Here is a 19,574-nt window from a genome sequence, read left to right on the forward strand (position 1 = left end):
GGAGCAAGCGAGAGGCGTACATCGGTTTCATTGAGCGGCGCTCGGCGCTGGTGCTGCGGGAGTGGGTGGTGCGGGCGCGGCGCTCGGTGCGGGTGGGGCTGCGGCGCTTGGTTCGGTTGCGGGCTTCGCTGGGGGCCTAGGGGCTGCTTTCCCGCCGTGATGAGGCGTGGTCGGTTCGGGCGCCGCGGGCGACACTGCCTCTACCACGCTCACGGCGTAGCGCTCGGAACCAGCAGGCGCGATGCGAGGATGGGGCAACGGCGCGCCGGGGTCCGGGATCACTCTGAGCTTCACGCAGAGCTTTCCGCTCGCTCCTGGGGTTCGCAGGGGGCTTCGCTGGTCCGTCTCGCCCAGCTTGACCTCTGAGGACTCCGGGTAGAGACGTGTCGGAATGCGATCCGAAGGGCCACCGAGCGGCGTTACTTCCAGCACTGCTCCGCGTTGCCGAGCGGAAAGCTCTGCGACCTCGAAGGAGAAGGGCTCCGTGCTCTCGTGACAGAACACATCGACGTCCTGCATCCAGGCGAGGCGTCCTTGGACGCGCTTGCCTGCAGGGATGTCGACCGCGGACTGCTGGGTGTCGTTGGGCTCGGCTTCGTCGTACTCCGCGTCGGAGGCGCCGACGAGCAGCACATAGCTGTCGGAAACGTTTTCGATCAGGGGTGGAGCGCTCTCCCCGTAGCGATCCCGATCTTGGGTGAGCATCACCCAGTAGGCGCCCTGCTCGAGCTTCAGTCTGGGGATGTCAAGGTCGAATCCAGGACGCCCGCTGCAGTAGCGTCCGAGCGCCTGCTCCTCACCGACTCGGAAGATGCTGAGGCACGAGGCGAGGTTCGGGAGCGCCGTGGCGCGGAGCGACACTTCTGTGCCCTGGGTGTCGACCTGAAAGAAGTCGCGGTCCGCGACGTCCGGTTCCATTCGCTGACCTAGATGACCCCGGACCTCTTTTCCGAACGGAAGCGGATTCGCTTGGGTGGGAGTGTCGTTCGGTTCGATTTCGACGCCAGTGAACGCAGGAACGTAGGTTAGCTTCTTGTACAGTTCGAACCCGCCGTAGCTGAGGACTCCGAGCACGATTAGGATACCGAACCAAACGGCCTGGTCTCGCCGCTTCAGTTTTCGCTCGTAGCGCTCTACCTCGTCACGCGTGGCGGCAGCATCCGGGCGCTCGAGCTCGCGCATGTGCCCGGAGTCGAGCAGGTAGTCCACCCCGCTGTTGGCGCCTTGGTTCTCCAGCTCTCCCACGAGAGCGGCCTGAAGATCGGTTACTGACTGAAACCGCTGCGCCGGGTCTTTCGCCAACAGGCGCATCACGATCCGATTCATCCCGTGTGGAATGCTCAGTTCGGGGAAGCGTTGGCTGGGGGCTTGGGCGTCGTCGGTGAGGTGCTTGGTCAACACGCCTACCGGCGTCGCCGCGTCGAATACCGGCTTGCCCGTCAGTGCCTTGTACATCAAGGCTCCGAGGGAATAGATGTCGCTACGCTGGTCTACTTCCTCCCCGCGTACTTGTTCTGGAGACATATAGTAGGGCGTTCCTACGATGGCTCCGCGTGAGGTCACTTCGAGCATTTCGGATGACTCGCGGAGCTTTGCGAGTCCGAAGTCCAAGACTTTTACGAGCTCACCTTCCCGAGTCTGCAGGACGATGATGTTCTCGGGTTTCAGATCCCTGTGGATCATGCCTTGGCCATGAGCTTCTGCGAGAGAGCTGCAGATCTGAATCGTGAGGCGTGCGACTCGCACGGGATCCAGGCAGCCGGAGTCTTCGATTAGGCGCCCGAGGTCGCGTCCGTCGAGGAACTCCATGGCCAGGTAAGTCAGGCCATCACTCGTCCCAAAGTCGAAGACCTGAACGGTGTTGGGATGGGAGAGCTTGCTGACCATCAGCGCTTCGCGCTTGAAACGCCCAACCAGCTCGCTGTCGCTCGTGAGCTCGCCAGTGAGCAACTTCAGCGCCATCAGCTTCCCGATTCGAACGTGCTCGACGCGATAGACCACGCCCATTCCCCCACGTCCGATGGGAGCGACGATGCGATAGCGCTCCGCGATGACCATTCCCAGCAGCGGGTCCGCGATCTTCTCCGGCGACACCACCTCACGCTTGGGGGCCCCGCTGTGTTCGAGCGAACTGCCACACTGATTGCAGAAGCGAGACGCGGGCGAGTTCTCAGCTCCACACTCCGGACAAGTGGAGACCAGGCGCTGCGTGGTCGCCGAGTTCACTTCACCCCCTCGAGCACGAAATCAGCCTCGACTTCGGGGAGCGTCTGACCCTTGCGCGGTCCAGGTACACCGCGCTTCACTTCGCCGAACACGGTGATCTTGTCACCGCTCTTCAACGCTGTCTCCCCGGCGTACACGACGCGCGCTAGGCATGGGGGGGAGGAGCACTGCGAGCTGACGTCGAGCAACAGGATGTTGCGGTGGTCGCTCGGCCGGGCGTCGGTGATCTTTCCGCTCCAGGCGACCTTTGCGCCAGTGCTCTTCCCCAGCTGACTCGAGACGCTGGAGTAGGAAGCTGTCTTTCCTTTGCGGAAATCTTTGGCCGCGTCTTCCAGACTGCTCACCCGTTTGACATGGATCGGGACAAACCGTGGTGCGTGCTTGGCCAGCGTGCCCTTCACCTGAATCGTCGTCTCACCCGTCGTGGAGACGTTCATCACCTGGGAGAAGCTGCCATCTGCCTGGCGCTTGATGGCGCGACCAGCAACCGTGACTTCCACCCCTGGTTGGGTCGTCCCAGCTAGTAGGAAACGCGGCTTGTCCACGGTAATGGCGTCGAGTGGTGCTTCCACCACCAACGGCGCGATGCCGATCTGGACCTTCGTCTTGCCAGACTCAGCGGCGGAGTCTGGAGGGCTCACGCGATAGCTGAGCTCTCGCTCCAGCCGTTCGACGCCTTTCGCGGGACCGCTAAGCTGCTGGCTGACGTCTTCGGTCCAGCGACCCTTCCCGTCAGTGTCGAGCGCCAGCGGCTTGCCCTCGACCTCCACCTCGGTGCCAGGGCGCGCTTCGACGGCCAGAGCAAGCTTGGGGGGATCTTCTTCCAGCGCACTGATATCGACCTTTACCCGGTAATCCACGGGGATTTTTAGTTTCACCGACTCCGCCTTCGAGCCGGGTCGTGTGAGTTCCAGCGCGAGCTCATGGTCACCAACGCTGAGCGGCTGACCGAGCTGGACGCTAGCGCGCCCGGAGCTGAAGGTCCCTTCGTTGCCGGTCCCGGTGAGCTTGACCTTCGTCTGGTCAGGACACGCGAGGCAGCTCAGGACGAGCTCTTCTTGCCCGCTCTCCGAAGTTTCGAGCCGCGCGCTGACCGGTGTGCTGGGGCGCAGGACGAACCACAACCCGACACCGCCGAACAGAATCAGCACCGCTAGCCCGACCAGTAGCCAAGGCCAAATCGGCTTGCCCTGCGGAATTGACGGTGGCGCCTCGGCCAGGCTCTGAGGTGGCGGCACGTCTGGGTACTGCACAGCGGCAGCGGCTTGGCCAGCGTGCACCGGTGCGATGCCGGGCATGGCGACACCGAGCATGGTGCGCTTTTCTGAAGTGACGGACTGAGGCGCTGAGTTGCCAGTGGGTGCGATGCCGGGCATGGCGACGCCGAGCATGGTGCGCTTCTCGCTCAGTAGCGCCTGGGAGGCTGGCGGGGCGCCTCCGCCGTGTAGTGGCGCTGCGCTCGGAGCTGCAGCTGCGTTTGGCGCCGTAGCTGCCTGTTCGGCTTGTGCTCGTTGCAGCGCCGCGAGCTGGGCGGGGTCCACTGGTGCGATGCCGAGCATGGTGCCCTTGACGGCGTTCGCGCTGGCTTGGTTCGCTGCGCTGCTCGCGGGCGGCATGCCGAGCATGGTCCCCTTCGCTGCCAGAGCATTGCCCTGCGGAGACGCAGAAGCGTCGGGGTCGGTCAGGCCAGCATCGGGATCGGTCGGGCCAGCACCGGCGGCGACTGGTGATACCGGCGGCATGCCGAGCATCGTGGCCTTGGCGAGGTTGGGGTTTGGCGCGGCTTCCGCCCCTGGGTTGATCGGCGCTTGGGCGCTCGGCGCGTTGTACTGCAGCTGCGTGCGCATCAAGTTCGGCTTCACCGGGGATGCCTGCTCTGGCGGTGCGGCCTGCTGCGGCGGTGCGGCCTGCTGCGGCGGTGCGACCTGCTGCGGCGGTGCGACCTGCTGCGGCGGGACCTGCTGCGGCGGGACCTGCTGCGGCGGGACCTGGATCGCGACTTGCGGAGGCAGGAGCTGCGTGCCCCCAAGATTCATCTTGGCGGGCTGGGGTTCAGGCTCAGGGGACCTCACCCCCGAATCTCCAGCTGCCTGCGTAGAGACTTGGCTGGGCGCTCCCTGTTGCTCCGAAACCGACGGAACACCCAGGCGCGTCTGCGCCAGATCAGCCTGCGCCGGACGCCGCGTCTCCGGTGCCCCGTCGAGGGAGCCCCCACACACCACGCACTGAACCGCGTAAGGCTCGTTCGTGCTCCCGCAGCTGGGGCAGACCCGCATCGCCCGCACTATAGCCCTGAATCGACCGTGAGGTGGATCTCTGCGCCTTCACTGCACTGCCCGCTTTCTGCGCGACGAATGGCAGCCTTGCCTCGATTCGCGCAGAGCTTGGCCCAAGCGTTCCAGGGAGGGTATGGCAGGCGTTGGCCAGACCCGCATCGGTACCGCTTATGTTGGCAAAACGCATCATTCCCTGCCTGGACGTGCGCGACGGACGCGTCGTCAAAGGAGTGAATTTCGTCAACATTCGCGACGCCGGCGACCCCGTGGAGTGCGCCGCCCGCTACGATGCTGACGGCGCCGACGAGATCACGTTCCTGGATATTACCGCGAGCCACGAGGCACGTAGTGCGCTGCTCGACGTGATTCGGCGCACCGCGGACGTGGTCTACACCCCACTCACGGTTGGGGGAGGCGTCAGCACTGCGGCGGATGTGAAGGCGTTGCTCCACGCCGGCGCGGACAAAGTGAGCATCAACACAGCCGCTGTACGGCGTCCGGAGTTCATCGAAGAGGTGTCCGGCGCGTACGGGGCGCAAGCGATCGTCGTTGCGATCGATGCTCGGCGCCGCAGCGACGGTGGTGATGGCTGGGAAGTATTCACCCACGGAGGTCGCAACCCGACGGGGATGGACGCCCTCGAGTGGGCCGCCGAGATGCAGCGTCGAGGCGCCGGTGAAATTTTGCTGACCAGCATGGACCGCGACGGCACCCAAGTTGGCTATGACATACAGCTGACGCGTGCCGTCGTCGATGCCGTGGGGATCCCGGTGATCGCATCCGGTGGAGTCGGAGAACTCGAGCATTTGCGCGCTGGGTTCGTGGAGGGAGGCGCTGATGCGGCCCTCGCTGCGTCGATTTTTCATGACGGAATGCACTCGATTCGCGAGGCGAAGCAGTACCTGAGAGCGCGCGGAGTGTGCGTGAGAGAGGACCATCAATGACTGTCAATCTCGAACAGATCGTCGTCGCAGGAGAGGCCCGCAAGGCTTCGGTCGCTGGTGAGGTCGCGGGCTATCTGATCCTGCTTGCGGCGGACCAGCTGCTCCGGGCTCCACGAGAGTTCGAGTCTACAGACTTGGTGCTCGACGAGCGCGGATCGGTCAGCGTGGAGCGAGGGATCGCGTGCGACAGCGAGCTCGCTGCAGACTTGCTACGGGAGAGCCTAGGAGAGCTGCTGGGCGTCTCGCGTCCGTTGCCCCCAGCGCTGCTGCGTGCAACCCGCAAGAGTTCGGACGTCGCCGATCTGATCCGCGAGCTTGAAGCCGCGTTGATTCCCGTGAATCGCGCCGCCGCGAAGCGCGCGTTGTCCCGTCTTTACCGCGAAGTGGTGTTGGCTGAGCAAACCGTGGGCGCGCGTGAGGTGCGGAAGCCTGCAGCGACCGCCCGTCGGCAAACCGCACCAAAGGCTCGGCGTCGTGAACGTGAAGCTGCTCCCGAGCGCGCCCCGCGCCAGGTTGATAATTTGCGCACGGAAAATCATCGCCGCCAGAGCGCTACCCGCCAAGAGCCGAGCTCTCACGTAGACGAAGCGCGTCCCTTGCGCGAACCGCAGCCTGCCGACTACCAAGCCGCGCGCACGGATCCCGCGCCCCCGCGCTGGGAGCGCGACGAAGTCAGCTTGCCGCCGCCTCCCAGGGTCCCTGAGCTCACGTACCCCGGCCTCGACCAGGAGCCGGAAGAGGTCACGGCGCCGCAGCCCGTCGTCGCGCGCCGCATCGCGCGTCAAATCGACGAAGACTCCGAGTGGCTCGAGGCGACGAGCGAGGGCCTGGTGTTCGCCGAGGGGGATGCCACCGAGCGCGTGCCTGCAGTGACCGCGGATCCTTTCAGCGTCAGCTTCGAAGACGAGTCGGAGGCCGTAGCTTCGCCCGAACCAGTGGAAGTCCCCGAACCGGTGCCCTGCGCACCCGTGGCGGCGGGCTCGAGTCGGGTGCGCGATCGACGGAGCGATGTGAGCGAGCTGCTCAGCGGTTTTCAGGTTGCCGAGACGCGCAGCGATGAAGAGCTGAGCCGTGCACTGAAGGCGATGGTTGGCCTCGACCTCACGCCAATCGCGCCTGAGTACCGCTGAAGCCTGAAGGGGAGTCCGTTGTGAGCCCCGTCCAAGCTCCGGGAACAGGAGGCGGCCTAGCGAAGCTCAGCCTACTGTTTCTCGGGATGGGGCTGCTTGCGACTTGGCTGCTCGCACCGAACTTCTTTCGCGGTCGGAGCGGCGGCGTGTGTGGTTTGAGCTTGAAGTATGCTGCCGACGTGCGCGAAGTCACCGTGCAGCGCGTCGACCGCCGCGACGAGCCCCGCGCGGCGCCCGCGGAAAAACCCATGGCGGTTCCGTGCGGGGAGGCGCTCGAAGTACGCTACTCCCGGGGTCCGCCGCCCACGGGGACATCGGAGTCTCCAGCGCCGGTTGAGCAGCAAACCGTGATTCCAGCCGCGCGTCTCCGAGCCGGTTCTGTCGTGCAGGTCGAGTTGCGTTGACGTCTGTGAAGGGTGTGCGATTCTCAGCCCATGCACGACCAGAACATGGCGATTCTCAAAGGCCTTTGCGCGGTCGCCTGGGCCGATGGCCGGGTAGCAGAGGAAGAGAAGGAAGTGATCGAGGCGCTGCTCGAGGCGTTCGGCGCGAGCAAGAGCGAAGCCGCGGAAATTCGCGCCTACGCTGCCACCGAGAAGAAGCTCGAGGACGTGCCAGTCACCCAACTGAGCTACGACGATCGTCGTGCACTACTCCAGCACGCGGTGCTGCTGACGTACATCGACGGCGAGCAAGCTGACAGCGAGCTGAAGATGCTCGAGGCGTTGTGCGAAGTGTTGCATATCCCGAGCGCCGAGGCGTCGGGCATCATGACCGCGGCATCCGAGCGTGCGAAGAAGCTGCTCAACCTGCTCGACTAGTGTGCTGTCTCCGTAGTTCGCTGCAGAACTCGCCGGCCCCATAGCAGGACTGACAAAACTTCGTTTGTCAGTCCTGCGTGCTTATCCGCGCGGATCTTCGAAACCACGCTCTCGCAAAGACCCGGCGAAGATCCGTGCGAGTGTTTCCGTAGGAAAGCGTCCGGGCCGCAAACCGCCTGAGTCGCGATGGCTCGCGCCCCGGCCGCCGTGCAGCGCGCTCAGCCGGCGTTGACGAGATCGCGCAAGCGGTCGATCTCTTTCAACAGCGCGATGGGGCTGAACGGCTTCGTGTAGTACGCCGTGGCCCCTGCCTCCGAGGCCTTGCCTCGCGATTCCTTGTCGTCGAGCGCGCTGATGATGACCACCGGTACGTCCTTGGTGGAGGGGTTCGCGCGCAGGCGGCGACAGACCTCGAAGCCGTCGTACTGACCGGGCAACATGAGGTCCAACAGCACGATGTCCGGAGGCTCCGTGGTGGCGACGTCGATGCCTTTGGCGCCGTTTGGCACCGCCACGACTTCGTACCCCCGAGCCCGCACCAGCGCCTCGATCATCTTACGGATCGAGTCTTGGTCCTCGACCACCAAAATTCGCATGCTTTGAAAGCATAGCCGGCTCGCTCACCAAACGGGCAAACCTTTTTTCGACGCGGGGTCCTGGCGGGTCAGGCCGGGGGCGGTAGCAGGTCGAACTCCACAACGAAGTTCGCACCCTCGGCGATGCGGATCTCGGTGCCGATCGCACCGCAAACACATTCAGCTACAAGCAACCACAAGCCCGCAGGTCGACCTACTGACGTTGGATCGATGCGACCCGCGATCAACTGGTCAAAGGCGGAGGTGGGAACCGTTGGGCCGCCGTCTTGGACGCTGACGCGGGCGCCAGTTCCGCGGGGCTCGAGCGTGAGCTTTACGCTGCCCGAGCGCGGAGTCGCGGCGATGGCGTGGTCCAACAGCGAGCGCACCACAAGCTCCACGCCCGAGGGACGCTGGCTCACACTCAGGGCCTCTGGGCAGATCAGTTCGAGCCTCACGTCATGGCGTGAAGCGCGGGCTTCCGCCGCCTGAACCGCTGCCTTTGCCAGGCTCACCAGCTCGACGGGTTCGCGGTGTTCTTCAAGGCTCAGCTCGCTGACGCGCCCCAACTCCCCGATGAGTTCATACCCTGCGGAAACGTAGGTGCCCAGGTTGCGTTCGCCGTCCCGGTGCTTCCCGTCGTTTTCCTGGAGTCCCTCCCGGATACCACCCAGGACTTCGCGTAAGGGTCGGACCAAGGCCGTGGACAAAGCCACCAGGAAGCCAAGCTGTTCGTTGCCCGGGGCTTGAGTCGGGGTGATCTTTGGCAAATCTCCCGCGGCGAACACGGCGGCCAGCTCTCGCGCATACGCCTCACCGAGCTGCTGCGCCTGCTCGAGTTCCTTGCGAAGCTCCGTCATTTCTTCTGCGCTGGCGTCCGCAGGTAGAATCAGCCACTGGGTGCCGCCTTCGAGTTCGAGGCGGCCGCCATGGCGTAGCGCCATGCGGCTCAGCCAGCGATATTCGGTGCCTCCAGTCGCCCCCGTGTCAGGGCCGAGCTCAACGCCAACGTGGATCCAGCTGCCGCTTCGGCGGATGGAGAGGTCGGGCGTGCCACCAGCGCTAGCGGTGTGCCCCTGAGTGACGAGCACCTGAAGCATGCGCCGCAGGCCAGCCTCGTCACCGAACACTTCGGTGCCGGCGCCTGGGCTCATGGCGATGCGCGCTTCAGGCGAGACCTCACACAGCAACGCGGCGAGGTCGATGCGACCACGGCGACTTGGAGCTTGCTGGAGGTCGCTCAGCAGGGTGATGGCGTCATCCAGCGCGTCCAACGTCGTTTCGACGTTGTCGCCTTCTTTGATGGTGATGCTCATCGGGGGCGGCGGCTGGCTGAGGGCCGATACGCCTTCGCGTAGTGCCTTTGCCGCGCCGCGGGCCTCTTGAGCCAATAGCCAGCTGAGCTCTTGCCGTGTCAGTCGGTCGTTTCCCACGTCTTGGCGATGATGCCACGCTTTTCAGGCATGCGGGGGGAGGAACCAAAGCGAGCCGAGCGGCCGCGTCGAGATGAATGCATGTGGCTAAGTGCTTCACTAAGCTGGGTGCTCGTGTCTGGATCCCCGAAGTGCTTTTCGACGTGCCCTGGAAGCCAAAGCGCGGATCGCGGCATAAGGTTCGGTGACGTGGAGCGTTGGCTGGGGATCTCGTGGGTGTTGCTCGGGCTGCTGCCGATTGCCGGTTGCGGCAACGACTCCGTGGCGAGTCCCTTCACGCGGGATGCTGGTAGCGACGCCGCCGATTCCGGCGGGGACGCGGACGCAGACGGTGACGCCGGGGAGGACCCCGACCTAGGGGGCCCCTGCATTGACGATGGACAGTGCGACGACGCCGTCCCGTGCACCCTGGATCGTTGCGACTCGTCCCTTGGCCGCTGCCGCAACACCCCGGACGACTCTCAGTGCCTGGACGCGGTGTATTGCGACGGACTGGAGGTCTGCGACCGACAGCTGGGGTGCATGGAGGGGGAACCCGTCAGCTGCTCTGACAAGGACACTTGCACCATCGATGCCTGCGACGAGGCCACACTGACGTGTTCCCACGTCCCACGTGACGCCGACTCAGACGGGGATCCGGATCAGAACTGCGGAGGCAAGGACTGCAACGACACGGATCCCGGAGTCGCGGGAACCCTCCCGGAGATCTGCGGCAACGGCCTCGATGACAACTGCAATGGTGACGTGGACGAGGCGGCGTGTGAGCGGGTCGAGAACGACGACTGTGGGGACGCCCAGGACATGCTCATGTCCGGGACCTACGCGTTCAGTACCGCGGGCGCCGCGCGGGATCACTCCGCCTCGTGTACCCGTGTGGAAACGGTTGACGTGGTAGGTGCGATCGTCGTGCCCGGTACCGAGCCTCTCGACGTCGATGTCATTGGTAGGAGCCTGAGCCCGCTGGAGCTAGCGATTGCTGGTCAGTGCGGGGACGCCAGCTCGGAGCTCGGCTGCGATGCGTCCGTGCCAACGCAGACGGGCGAGAGCGTGAGCCGTTTGTGGCTGCGCTCGTTGGCCCCCGGAGCCTACCCCCTGTACATCTTCGCGCCGAGCGCCGCCTCCCAGGAGGTGAGCCTCAATTTCCGCCCGGCCTCTAGCGCGCCAACGAACGAGACCTGCGGCAGTGCGCTGGATGTTGCCCTTGGGGCCCACGTCGTCGCTCAAGTGGTGGGTGTCGCGCAAGACCTCGAGACCCGCTGCAACGTCGCCGTGGGCGAGCTGGTTTATCACTTCGCCCTCAGTGAGACCCGAGACGTCCGAGTCTTCGCGACCAGCGTCGACGGGGTGGGGCAGCCCTCGCTCTCGCTGCGTGACGCGGGCTGTTTGGGCTACGGCGCCGAGCTGACTTGCCAGACATCACCTGCGGTGTCCCTGTTCGCGCGGGCACTGCCCGCTGGAGATTATTTCCTTGCGGTATCGGCGACCGCGCCGACAGAGGTCGACTTCGTGATCGAAGATTCGCCTCCCAGCGCAGCCCCGGCCGATGAGGACTGCAGCTCGCCCTTGAGTTTGACCCCGGGAGTGCCCCAGGCGCTCGACTTCACCGATCACGTGGACGATGTCAGCCTCAGCTGTCTGAACGCCGCCGTGGATGCGGTGTATGGGCTCAGCCTGGCTCAAGCGAGTGACTTGCTGCTGGTTCAGCGCTTGTCCGACGGAGACACCGGAGCCGTCGGGCTAACTAACGAGAACGGGGGGATGTGCGGTGCTGAGCTAGTCTGTCAGCGCTCAGACGTCTCGCCGCTCAGGCTGCGCAAGCACGGCGTGCCAGCAGGCAGCTTCAAGGTGGTCGCCGAGAGCGCGACCGCGGCGCCGTCGGAGATCACCGCCTTCGCCAGGCCCGCCAGTCCGACGACGCTGGTGTCGTTCGCGGACACCTGCGCCCAGGCGATTCAGATCCCCGCGGAAGGTGGTTTCTTCCAGGGAAACACCGCGAACGCGAGCGCCGACTACGACGCGGGCTGCGACTACGGCGTGCAGCCGCCTGGAGGTGCGCCAGAGCAAATGCTGAAGCTGACGCTCTCTGCGAAGAAGCGCGTGATCTTCGACATGCAGGGCAGCGGTTACGCGACGCTGCTCAACGTGCGCAAGGGACCGGGGTGCCCCGGCACGGAGCTGCCGCAGGCCTGCTCCGTGGGCTACGCCGAGGGACGTTCCTACCTCGACCTGACCCTCGACGCCGGAGAGTACTTCGTGCAGATCGACGGTTACAATCGCGCGTCTGGGACGTGGTTCCTGGACGTCTTCGTCAGCCAGCCATGAGCGGCCTCTCCCGCAGGCGCTGGCTCGGCGCCGCAACCGCACTTGCTACGGCGAGTTGGTGGCGTCCGGCTCACGCTGCCCGCGAACTGACAACGGCTGAACGCGCTCAGCTAGCCGCTGGCGCTCAGGTGCGGAGGCGGGTGGACTTCCAGAATCGGTCGGGGGACTACGTGGGGGGCCTCTCGTACCAGCGCATCGCGAGTCCCCCACGACGCGTCGTGGAGCGCTTGCAACACGTCGCTGCGGTGCGCGCGGTGCTACCTCGAGTGATCTCCGCCCGTCGCCTGCCAGCGCCTGCCGATCAGCACCGCTTCGAGTTGGTGCAAGGCACGAGCCTCTACTCCGCCCGCTACAGCGTGATTGCCCTGCGACCAAAGCCCCAAGCGACCGAGGTGCGCTTCTGGCTCGATCCGCGCGAGGAACACGAGATAGACGATGTTTGGGGCTTCTTTCGAGCTCAGCCTTTTCAGGGCGGCAGCATGATCTCGGTTGGCGTGGCCCTGAACCTCGGCGAAGGCATCATCCGCTGGCTATTCGAGGAGCGCATCGTGGACATCATGCTGGACATGCCCCGGCGCATTCGGGACTACGTGGATGCCTAGCTTCTCCGCTCACCCGCGCGCCTGAGCGGTAGCCAGGCCTGGCCGGATGACGAGAGCTTTACCTGTGCAGCAAGTCGGCGCTATTGCTTCAGGGACATGCTCGGGCGTCCCGGAGTGATCATGCTCAACACGTATCGCGAAGCGGTGCGTGCGCGGGTACTGCACGGCCTCTTCGCCTTGGCGATCGCGACCGGCGGCTACTCCATCATCGTGGGCGAGTTTGCGTCGCGCTCGAAAATGCGGGTCGTGAGTGACCTGGGAGCGGCGACCATCTCGATCTACGGCATCGTGGTCGCGGTCGTGCTGGGAGCGAGCTCCCTCTATCGAGAGCTCGAGCTGAAGACCATCTTCCCGATTCTCACGCGGCCCATCCATCGCTACGAGTACCTCTTCGGTAAGTACATCGGTACCTTGCTCACGGTATTCGTGTTCGTTGCGGCGAACGCCGGCGGCTTGCTGATCGCCGTGGGCAATATGTCCGGTCGTCCACTGTGGCAGGCGGCGGTGCTCGGTCCCGGCTTGGTGCTCGGTTTGGGTTTGTACGCATGGCGAGTTCCACGCCATCGCACCTACGTGCCGATCTTCGGGGCGCTGCTGCTCCTGCTCGGGGGCTTCTGGCTGAGCGGCGGCGCGCCTGATGAGCGCAACGTGATCGCGGGGGGCGCGCTCTTGACCCTGTTCGAGGTGATGATCGTCACCGCGGTCGCCACGCTGTTTGCGGCGTTCTCGTCGCCGTTCTTGACCGCGGTGTTCACCTTCAGCGTGTTCGTGGTGGGCCGTAGCGCCGACACCCTGGCGAGCATGCCGGAGCGCGTGTTCGGGCCGACGATCAAGCGCATTGGCGAAGTGCTCTCCTGGGTGTTTCCGAACTTGATGGTGTACGTCCCGCCCCGTCCGCTGCTCACGGGTGAGTCCGGCGAGCCCATCCTCGGCTACTTGGGCTCGGCGGGCCTGCAGTCTCTGCTGTGGAGCGTGGGACTGCTCGCCGCGGCAAGTCTGATTTTCCGTCGGCGTGACTTCTTGTGATGGTCCTGGGAAGTTTTTTGGGGGGGAGGCGCGCTGTGCCTCAACCTAGCTCAAGCAGGTACGTTTCCGAGGGGAACTGCTTTGTGGGGCGTACGTGAAGGCGTTCTTGCGCACCGCTGCGCTCCTCTTGATGTTGGCAGTGCTCGGCCTTGGGCTCCTGACGTGGCGAGCCGTCAGCGATGGGGAGGCGGCGATGACAGCGAGCGACGCCGCGTTCAATCAGGGTGATTTGAGGACAGCGCTGGTGCACGCGCGGCGAAGCGCGACATCCTACGCGCCCGGTGCTCCCCACGTTGCGCGTGCCTACGCTCGCCTTCAGGCGATCGCGATCGGCGCGGAATCGCGCGGCGACTTGGAGATCGCCCAGGAGGCGTGGCGAGCGGTGCGCTCAGCGGCCCTCGAGACCCGCGGCCTCACGCAGCCCCACGGCGCGGAGCTCGAGCGGGCCAACCGTGCGCTTGCTCGGCTCGCGACACGGGGGAGCGAGGACCCAGAGCAGAAGCAGAAGGTGCTGGCGGAGCTCGAGCGCAGCCAGGGGCCGCGGGCGCGCTGGATCCTGGTGCTAGGACTTGGCTTCTTGTTGAGCACACTGGGGCTCGGCTGGATTGGAGTGCGTGGGGTGGACGCGCAAGGGGCCATCGTTCGGGGACAGCTCGGGATCGGCGCGGGCTTGGCCCTGGTCGGCGCAGTGTGCTGGACTATCGCAGTGTGGCTAGCCTGACCTTAGAGCGCGCGAGCTCCGCATTCCTGGAGCACCTCGAGCATGAGCGGCACGTCTCGCGCAACACGCTCGCCGCGTATGGTCGTGACCTACGTCAGCTCTCGACGTTCCTCACGGAGCGTCGCGGCTCAGAGGTTGAGCTCTGCGACGTCGACAAGCTCTCCCTCCGGCTGTGGCTTGGGGCGCGCTCAAGAGAGGTGGGGCCGAGCACCCTGGCGCGCCAGCTGAGCGCTGTGCGCACGGCTTTTGACTTCTTCGAGCGTCGAGGTCTCTGCAAGAAGAATCCAGCGCGCCTGCTCGCGCTGCCCAAGCTCCGTCGGGGACTTCCGAAGTTCCTGGGTGTGGATCCAGCGCAAGAGCTGATGACTACTCCGGAGAGCACCGACAAGCAGCCAAAGGACGTCGCGCGGGATACCCTGATTCTGGAGCTGCTGTACGGGTCCGGGTTGCGCGTCTCTGAGCTGGTCGGGCTCGACGTGGCGGATGTGGTGCTCGACGGCCGCGGCCCCGGAGACGACACCTTGCGGGTTTCCGGTAAGGGGAACAAACAGCGTATCGTTCCGCTCGGAAATAAGGCGCGCGTGGCTTTGGATCGCTACCTGGAGCTTCGGAGGGACTTCCTTGCGGAGGGCGGGAGCAAGGCTCCCCGTGAGTCCGTTCGGAGTGCGCTGCTCTTGAACCGCTTCGGTGGTCGGCTCAGCGTGCGCAGCGTGCAAAACATCGTGAAACGCTATGGAGCGCTAGCCACCGGGCGCGCCGACTTGCATCCCCATGCGCTGCGCCACACTTGCGCGACGCATATGCTCGAAGGTGGCGCCGACCTGCGCGCGATTCAGGAGTTTTTGGGGCACAGCAGCCTGTCTACGACGCAACGCTACACGCATGTTTCCATGGAGAAATTGATTGGCGTGTACGACAGCGCTCACCCACTGAGCAAGAAGCGCTGACGCGGCGTCGCACCGACGCGCGCGGCTTGGACGACGCTCCTCCCCCCCAAAGAAAAGCACCAAGCGAGGGATGGTTGATCCGCGCGACCTAGGGTTTCAGCATGCTCATGCCGAAGCCCAAGATCAGCAGCACGACCCAGATCAGGATCGATAACGCGCCGAGCACGATGCCGATGATCGACATCGTGCGGTCCCCGGAGCGGGCGTCCTTCGTGTTGAGCACCACCACACCGCTGCCGATCGCGGCGAGCCCGAACACCAAACCGAAGAGCCCACAGCAGAAGTTGAGGACCATCGCCAGGATGCCAAAGACCAGGCTCATCACGGCCAGACTGCTGCCGCTGCCCGCTGTGCCTTCGACGCGTGCTTGCTGGTCTTGGTAGACGTCCGTGGACACACCGGGCGGGAGGTTCAAGCCAAAGCCACCAACCGGCTCGTTCGGGTCGCGTGCGGGCTGAGCGCCCTGCTGGGGTGGCGCGCCGGGAGGCTTGAATCCGCCGGGATTCTCGGGAGATTGACTCATGGAGTGGCGAAGTGGTGGCGTCGACTGCCTACCCTGAGCCTAACCCGGGAATGCCCGGCGTGGCTGACTTGCTGCAAGCAAACTCGTCTCGGCACGCGGGTTGGATGGCGCCCTGGACTGCGAATGCCGTGGCCATCAGGCACAAACGACGTCGCGGGGCCGTCACTCAGTTGTCCCCAAGCCCCAAGGCAAGTATGCGGCTGTTCACGTATGAGCTGGTTTAAGCGAGTCAGCCTGACCTTGCTCGCGGCGGCAGTCGCGGGAGCGCTTGCGGCGTTTGCGGACGCTCGCTACGCGCAGGTTGGGGAACAACTCCCGCCGCTCTCCAGCGCGTGGCTCGTCCATTGGGGGTTGATCGCGCCCTTGGCTTTGGCGCTGGGGCTAGCGACCGCCGTTGGCGTCGCGTGGCTGCATCCGGAGCAGCTGCCGAACCCCGTAGCCTGGGTCAAGCAGCGCCTCAGCGGCGACGACTCGGGCCGCCTGGGATGGACCATCGGTCTCGGCGCCCTGGGCGTGTTCGTGTGGACCGTGATCAGCTCGCGTATCGCACTTCGGGGCCTTGTCTCCGGACTCGAACCTCGGGCGAGCGGAGCGGCGGTTGCCCTCGGTTGTTTGGCGCTCGCCTGGTTGATTGGCGTACTCGTCGTCGCGGGTGGCGAGCGCCTGGGGCGCCTCGAGGCCACCGCGGGTAAGGGCTGGCTGCCAGCGACCGCTGGTCTCGGTTTGGCGATCGGAGGCTTCGCGTACGCCATCTCGAGCGGCAACACGGGCGGCACGGGTGGGCTGCTCGGAGTCTTTGGCGTGTTCAAGCGGGAAGAGCTCGACCTCCGGGGGCCTGGGCTCTTGTTGCTGGTCGGAGCGCTGGCGTATCTCTTGCCCCACGTCTTGCGGCGTATCCCCGCGGCAGCAGCTCTGGGCATCGCTCTGTTGACCTTGGGCCTGACCTGGCGCGCCTCGGGGGCAGCCCTCGATCCGCGACCGTTGAAGCTGTCGATTGAGCGCAACGCGCCCCTCGGCAAGCTGATGCTCGGGCGCCTGCGCAAGCTGAGCGACGCCGACAAGGATGGCGTCAGCGCGCGTTTTGGCGGCGGCGACTGCAACGACCACGATCCCGCGATTTTCCCCGGGGCTGACGACGTACCCGGTAACGGCATCGACGAAGACTGCTCCGGTAAGGACGCCGTCGAGGTGGTGCTCGATGAGCCAAAGGTGGAGGCGCCCAAGGACGCGAAGGCCTTCATTGCGTCGAAGCTGCCCGAGAAGCCCAACGTGCTCCTGATCACCATCGACACGTTGCGCTGGGATCTCGGCTACGCTGGCAACCCTCGCAAGCTCTCCGCCAACCTGGACAAGCTCGCTCAGCGCTCGGCGGTCTTCGAGAACGCCTACAGCATGGCGAGCTACACCGGTAAGAGCGTGGGGCCGCTGCTCATCGGCAAGTACCCGAGCGAGACTCATCGCGGCTGGTCTCACTTCAACCGCTTCACGAAGGAGGACACCTTCGTTGCCGAGCGCGCGAGCAAGGCCGGCATCCGCACCATCAACGTGCAGGGGCACTGGTATTTCAAGGCCGACACAGGCGTTGGTCGCGGCTTCGACGTCGAGGACACCAGCGCGGCCCCCAAGGTGCTGCAGATGGAGGGCGACCGCACCGTCAACAGCGACAAGCTGAGCGACGCCGCCATTGCCCAGCTCAAAGATCCGGCAAACAAGGGGCAGTTCTTCATGTGGGTCCACTACGTGGATCCCCATGCCGAATACGTGAAGCACGACGACTTCGACTTTGGCAAGACCAGCCGGGACCTATACGACGGCGAGGTGGCGTTCGTGGATCAGCAGGTTGGGCGCCTGCTGGACTTCATCAAGGGCTCGGAGTTCGACAAGAACACGGTGATCATCATCACTGCAGACCACGGAGAAGCCTTCGGCGAACATGGCCTCATCCGTCACGGCTTCGAGATCTGGGAGGAGCTCGTGCGGGTTCCGTTGATCGTCCACGTGCCGGGGGTCGATGCCGTGCGGATCAAGCAGCCGCGTGGTGGCATCGACGTGGTGCCGACCATCATGCAGGTCCTTGGACTGCCTGCGCCGAGCGGCGAAGGGAACGATTTCATCTCCGGTCAGAGTCTGCTGCCTGACGTGATTCAGCCGCCAGGGCACTCACCCCAAAGCCGCATCGTCTTCGTCGATATGCCGGCGGGGCCGAACAACGCCGAGCGCCAGGCGCTGATCGAAGGTGACCTGAAGTTGATCGTGAGCGGTGGCCGTCCCCTCGGGCTCTACAACCTGAAGGACGACCCGGCGGAGAAGAAAGACCTCTTGGATGACGCCGAGCTCAAGGAGAAGGAACTCGGCCGCTTCAAGGCGTTCAAAAAGAAGCTTCGGGTCGTCCCGGTTCGACCCCAGTAGCGGGCCGTATTGGCTAGCTCCGTGAGGGCCACTACTCTGGCAGCGGACCGTACTCCGCCGCGAGCTTTGCCTCTTCAAGCAGTGCGCGCTCAGTGCGCTCATAGAGCGTCCGGGCCTCTTCGTGGCTGTCACCGATTGCCGTGAGGCCGAGGCGGCCGTGATCGCCGATCGCGCTCAGCATGTGGAGCACCACGCCGCTCTGACGCGTGTGATCGTAGTGGAGGCCGTGACGCACGCAGATGTCGAAGAGATCGCTCGGTGTGAACTGGCGGAAGCCCGGGGACTCCAAGCTGTCTGTCGCCACGTAGCACTTCGGGCGATCTCCGATGCGAAACTCGCTCTTCGCGGCGTCATAGGTCCCGTCGGTCAGGAACTGCAGCGTGAGGAAGGGGTGAGTCGTGCCGCCCTTGCGTAGGTTCAGCTCGATGGCGTAGCTGGACCAGCCGGCGTCCGTCTTACCGCACACGAAATCGATGGCGAAGCGACCGAGGACGCCGCGCTGGGCGAGCGCCTCGCCGACCTTGAGCGCCGCCTCGGAGATCTCGCGGGCGTAGGCCGGATCCGCGGGGAAGGAGCAGCCGACGTACTTCTGACCCGTCGCGCCACCGAGCAGCTGATCGTGGGTCGACAACAGCTCGACCTTGCCGAGCGGGGTGACTCGGAGCTGTACCGACGGGCTGGTTAGCGGTGTCCCCACGACCCGCTGCTCGAGCACCCCAGCGTACTTGGCGAGCTTCTCTAGGTATTGCTCGACGCTCCAGTGCTTCGCCTCGAGCTTGAGCTTGCTCAGGCGGTCGCGCACCGAGCCGCGATCGTCACTGAGGTTGCGGAGGTCCAGCACCGCGTTGCCTTCTCCGCTCACACCGTCGTTGTGCTTGACCATCGCCTCGAGCACCTCGGGGTGCCGTTGCTTGAACTCGATGACCGCATCGATCAACGACTCGGTATCCGTGATGTTTTCGATGCCTACGGGGTGCTTGACCCCGCAGCTCTCGAAGAGCTCGCGGCAGCCACTCTTGGTCCCGAGATCTAAAAACCTGGGGTCGGCGCCATACATGGGGATGCCGAGGCGCAGCGCGAGATCTCGCTCGAAATCAGTCGTGTTGAATGGGACCAGGTGAGCTCGGTTCGGATCACCGATCAGCCCGCGCAGCTTCTTCAAGAGCCGCGGCCGCTGCAGGAGCTTCACGCTTAGCGGCTGTGGCGCGCCGTCATGGGGCGCGAGCAGGAACAGGCGTTCGCGGGCGTGGCTCGGGATGACACCGGGAAGCAGACTCAAGTAGTAGTCGACGATCGCAGGCTGAATGGGCTGTGAGGTGACGTAGATCAGCCGCGCGCGCGGCTGGCGCAGGAGAAACAGCAAGAACAGAAAGCGCTCTTCATAGGCCTGCAACAAGGAGCCTTGGAGTGCGTCGAAGTCCACGGTGAGCGATGGCACGACGACGATGGTCTGCTCCCCGTGGTCTTCGAGACTCTCGATCAATTGCCACAGGGAAACAAGCTTCGCCTGTAGGTGATCGAAGCGAGCCTGAATCTCTGCGTTCGGCAGGTCGAGCTTGGGGGTTTGCAGTGCGAGGCTCATATCGGTCGTTCCTCGTCGGCAGTGCCAGCTGTAGCGC

At 65.0% G+C, this 19,574-nt stretch carries 16 protein-coding genes; 10 read left to right on the forward strand and 6 right to left on the reverse strand.

What is annotated here, in order from left to right; genetic code table 11:
* Positions 1 to 27: 27 nt before the first annotated feature.
* Positions 28 to 2,226, reverse strand: a complete 2,199-nt coding sequence (locus H6718_32890) for a protein kinase (protein MCB9590255.1) — start codon at positions 2,224 to 2,226, stop codon at positions 28 to 30.
* Positions 2,223 to 4,502 (reverse strand): hypothetical protein, encoded by a 2,280-nt coding sequence (locus H6718_32895; GenBank protein ID MCB9590256.1) that lies wholly within the window; start codon positions 4,500 to 4,502, stop codon positions 2,223 to 2,225. Before H6718_32895 ends, H6718_32890 begins: the two co-directional genes overlap by 4 nt.
* 170 nt (positions 4,503 to 4,672) lie before the next feature.
* Between H6718_32895 and hisF the strand changes: the two genes are divergently transcribed.
* From hisF to H6718_32915, 4 genes are read left to right on the forward strand one after another with little or no spacing between them, the layout of a single operon-like run.
* Positions 4,673 to 5,446, forward strand: a complete 774-nt coding sequence (gene hisF / locus H6718_32900; protein ID MCB9590257.1) for an imidazole glycerol phosphate synthase subunit HisF — start codon at positions 4,673 to 4,675, stop codon at positions 5,444 to 5,446.
* A complete protein-coding gene (locus H6718_32905; protein ID MCB9590258.1) occupies positions 5,443 to 6,576 on the forward strand; it encodes a hypothetical protein in 1,134 nt (377 codons plus the stop codon). The genes hisF and H6718_32905 overlap by 4 nt, the downstream gene beginning before the upstream one ends.
* Before the next feature lie 20 nt (positions 6,577 to 6,596).
* Positions 6,597 to 6,980 carry a hypothetical protein gene (locus H6718_32910; protein ID MCB9590259.1) on the forward strand — a complete coding sequence of 128 codons (384 nt, stop codon included), beginning with the start codon at positions 6,597 to 6,599 and terminating at the stop codon, positions 6,978 to 6,980.
* Positions 6,981 to 7,010: 30 nt separating this feature from the next.
* The gene (locus H6718_32915) at positions 7,011 to 7,397 is read left to right on the forward strand and encodes a TerB family tellurite resistance protein (protein ID MCB9590260.1); all 387 of its coding nucleotides are present in this window, start codon (positions 7,011 to 7,013) and stop codon (positions 7,395 to 7,397) included.
* 218 nt (positions 7,398 to 7,615) lie between these two features.
* On the opposite strand, the gene H6718_32920 is transcribed toward H6718_32915, so the two are convergent.
* Together H6718_32920 and H6718_32925 are read right to left on the reverse strand one after the other, a co-directional pair.
* The gene (locus H6718_32920; GenBank protein MCB9590261.1) at positions 7,616 to 7,993 is read right to left on the reverse strand and encodes a response regulator; all 378 of its coding nucleotides are present in this window, start codon (positions 7,991 to 7,993) and stop codon (positions 7,616 to 7,618) included.
* 68 nt (positions 7,994 to 8,061) lie between these two features.
* Complete coding sequence (locus tag H6718_32925) at positions 8,062 to 9,405, reverse strand: sensor histidine kinase (protein ID MCB9590262.1); 1,344 nt, start codon at positions 9,403 to 9,405, stop codon at positions 8,062 to 8,064.
* Between the two features lie 189 nt (positions 9,406 to 9,594).
* On the opposite strand from H6718_32925, the gene H6718_32930 reads away from it, so the two are divergent.
* The 5 genes from H6718_32930 to H6718_32950 all read left to right on the forward strand — a co-directional run bounded on the left by H6718_32930 (position 9,595) and on the right by H6718_32950 (position 15,023).
* Entirely contained in the window at positions 9,595 to 11,727 is a 2,133-nt protein-coding gene (locus H6718_32930; GenBank protein MCB9590263.1) for a putative metal-binding motif-containing protein, read from the forward strand.
* On the forward strand, positions 11,724 to 12,329 hold the full coding sequence (locus tag H6718_32935) for a hypothetical protein (protein ID MCB9590264.1): 606 nt from the start codon (positions 11,724 to 11,726) through the stop codon (positions 12,327 to 12,329). Before H6718_32930 ends, H6718_32935 begins: the two co-directional genes overlap by 4 nt.
* A gap of 96 nt (positions 12,330 to 12,425) precedes the next feature.
* Entirely contained in the window at positions 12,426 to 13,355 is a 930-nt protein-coding gene (locus tag H6718_32940; protein MCB9590265.1) for an ABC transporter permease subunit, read from the forward strand.
* A gap of 94 nt (positions 13,356 to 13,449) precedes the next feature.
* Complete coding sequence (locus H6718_32945; protein ID MCB9590266.1) at positions 13,450 to 14,076, forward strand: hypothetical protein; 627 nt, start codon at positions 13,450 to 13,452, stop codon at positions 14,074 to 14,076.
* Complete coding sequence (locus H6718_32950) at positions 14,073 to 15,023, forward strand: tyrosine recombinase XerC (GenBank protein MCB9590267.1); 951 nt, start codon at positions 14,073 to 14,075, stop codon at positions 15,021 to 15,023. The genes H6718_32945 and H6718_32950 overlap by 4 nt, the downstream gene beginning before the upstream one ends.
* An 88-nt stretch (positions 15,024 to 15,111) precedes the next feature.
* Here H6718_32950 and H6718_32955 read toward each other — a convergent pair whose 3' ends face one another.
* Positions 15,112 to 15,546, reverse strand: coding sequence for a DUF4190 domain-containing protein (locus H6718_32955; protein ID MCB9590268.1), 435 nt, complete (start codon positions 15,544 to 15,546; stop codon positions 15,112 to 15,114).
* Between the two features lie 210 nt (positions 15,547 to 15,756).
* On the opposite strand from H6718_32955, the gene H6718_32960 reads away from it, so the two are divergent.
* The gene (locus H6718_32960) at positions 15,757 to 17,955 is read left to right on the forward strand and encodes a sulfatase-like hydrolase/transferase (protein MCB9590269.1); all 2,199 of its coding nucleotides are present in this window, start codon (positions 15,757 to 15,759) and stop codon (positions 17,953 to 17,955) included.
* Between the two features lie 31 nt (positions 17,956 to 17,986).
* On the opposite strand, the gene H6718_32965 is transcribed toward H6718_32960, so the two are convergent.
* The gene (locus H6718_32965) at positions 17,987 to 19,537 is read right to left on the reverse strand and encodes a hypothetical protein (protein ID MCB9590270.1); all 1,551 of its coding nucleotides are present in this window, start codon (positions 19,535 to 19,537) and stop codon (positions 17,987 to 17,989) included.
* Between the last annotated feature and the right edge of the window lie 37 nt (positions 19,538 to 19,574).

The organism is Polyangiaceae bacterium, from assembly GCA_020633205.1.
Classification (GTDB): Bacteria; Myxococcota_A; Polyangia; order Polyangiales; family Polyangiaceae; genus JAHBVY01.